Source organism: Marinagarivorans sp., from assembly GCF_982758155.1.
In genome coordinates, this window is the sequence record NZ_CEXWTU010000396.1 from 1 (window position 1) to 2,323 (window position 2,323).

Consider the following 2,323-nt stretch of genomic DNA (forward strand, 5'->3'; position numbering starts at 1 on the left):
TTGGGGCAAATATCGGCGGGGGCTAACACGCCGTCGCCATCGAGGTCGCGCTGGGCATCCGAGCAACCTTCTGCATTAACACTGGCGCTAGGTGCAGTGCCGGCGCAGCCTTTACCTTCTTTACTATCAATCACGCCATCGTTGTCGCCATCGTTATTGGCAATACCGAATACGCGAATTGCCACTACGCTGCCGTTATTGGTAGTGCCTTCAAATTGAATATTGAGTGTGCCATCGGTGACGTTTATGTTTTTGAGTATTTCAACTTTAGCCACGTTTTGACCACCGGCGTTCGCGAAAATATCGTAGCTTGAAAGTACCTTTTGGCCTTCGATGTTGATATCCATTAAGCGCTCACCGGCTGCGGTGAAATACACTTCGGCAAAGTGCAGCTCTACATCATAGCGACCATCGACTAGTGGAATGTTGTAGCTTAAAGGTTTGCCCCAGCGTTCCTTGCGGTACAACACGTCGTCTTGGGTGTTGGCAACCTCGTGGGTAGGCTCCCCCATCGATGCGCCCAGCGAGCCTTCATAGTATTTCGCTTCATCAGCCATAAACTGTGTGCCGTCTTGCGCGGTGTACGCCTCGCCACCTACGTTGATCGCAAACACGGCGCTTTTTGTGGCTGTAATATTGGTACAACCGGTGTGATCAATACTGTTGAGTTGTTCTTTTGGCGTATCAGGGCAGAGGTCGTTCGCGCCGACAATACCATCTCCGTCGCCGTCGGTAGCATCAACAATAGGGGCAAATGCCTGGGTGATGTAGGTCGCAACATCGGTTGCGCAACTTGCGCCGTTAAGGTCTGTGCATTTACCGGGCTGCGGCATGGCGCTGGCAACGTAATCGGCTAATGAAACCACATCGCGGCAAGCATTGGGTGCAACCGAGCAGTCGCCGACGAGTACAGAAGGGAACACCCCAGCAACACCGGTACCGTCATCTTGGTGGCAGGCTGCGCACTGTTTGTCGTAGATTTCTTGCCCGCGCAAAAAGGCGTCCGATACTGGCGCTGCGCTACTTGAGCTAGTTTGCGGCTCGCTGCTTGATGGCATTACACTCGAAATAGCTGCCAGTGATGAGGAGGACGCGGGCACCGAAGCAACGCTTGAGGGGGTCATACCCATACTGGAATTGGTCTCACTGGAGCTGATGACAGTTTCGCCGGTACAGGCGGCCAAAAAGCTAAAAGCGCTTAGCCTTAGCCATTTAAAGCCTGTAGCCCTAATGGTTGTGAGTGGGTGGGTTTTCATTGGCATGCCCTTTTTAGTTTGCTATTTATTGTTGTTTTTTTCGAGGTGGGGTAGTTGAAATTTGTTTCTTTAGTGCAATGCGCGCATTGCACTTGCAAACCAAGATAGCGGCTAACCTGCAAGGGCAGAAGAGGCTAAAATGTGATGGAGTACTACTTATCTCGATATGGGAAGCTTTTTGTATTGGCATCACCGCTCAAGCGTAGATGTGACGGGGGAAGCAGCTCGGCATTCCATATGGCCCCGATGTCAAAATAGGCGTCCCATTCTTAAAATGGCACGCCTTACTTGTCGCATATTGTGCAAAAAGCACCAAATGGAAGTTTTTGGGGAGTCTACGCTAACCGCTTGATGCTCTGGGTATTGGCGCCGGGGTAAATTGCTTTCAGGATGCTCGAGTACTTTCTGAGTAGGCACATTAATGATGACTGTGACTTCTTCGGTGAATGGATGAGGTTCATCTTCGGCTGCTGCGTTAACGCGATAAGGCAGCTGACTTAGGCTGAGGTTAACACCAGCATGATACCCAGGCGCTGAGATTGCGTCTGATAAAACACCTGTACTAGTTCTGGCAAGCGCCCTTTTTTAATCGCAAGTGCAGCAAGCTGACGGTTGGCTGCGTTATTCACATCTTGGCTTATTAAGTAGTAAAAACAATATGCCCGAAGCTTCTTACTAAGCCTTGATGTTTAGCTGCTGCCAGTTGTGGCTCGATCTCTTTAGTACTGCCAATGTGATCGGCGGCTAACATGATATCGATTTCGCGCGCGTGAGGAGCTTACATTGCTTCGTGGCTCTCTAAGGTTGTGGTTTATAGCGTTTTTAGGAATGAAAATATGCGTGGTAATGACCCGTTGCCCTATGTTAAAACGTTGCCAAATTCCAGCCTCTTAAGATGGGCGGCTGTAGCATGACGCTGCGCTGCATCCCAATAATTTACCTAATTAGGTAATGATATACAGACGCGACGGAAAATTTCGTCATAGTTGGAGGGAATTCATTGGGTTAGGGTCGAGGCAATAATAGTTTATCCAATTAGGCGAAGAGGGCCTGCAGGGAGGCAGGTT

At 49.9% G+C, this 2,323-nt stretch carries 2 protein-coding genes; both read right to left on the reverse strand.

The window, feature by feature from the left end; all coding sequences use genetic code 11:
* Positions 1 to 1,256 (reverse strand): malectin domain-containing carbohydrate-binding protein (locus AC3A8L_RS21270; protein WP_487964280.1); only part of this gene is annotated, 1,256 nt, incomplete at its 3' end.
* Between the two features lie 497 nt (positions 1,257 to 1,753).
* The gene (locus AC3A8L_RS21275) at positions 1,754 to 1,885 is read right to left on the reverse strand and encodes a hypothetical protein (protein ID WP_487964281.1); all 132 of its coding nucleotides are present in this window, start codon (positions 1,883 to 1,885) and stop codon (positions 1,754 to 1,756) included.
* Between the last annotated feature and the right edge of the window lie 438 nt (positions 1,886 to 2,323).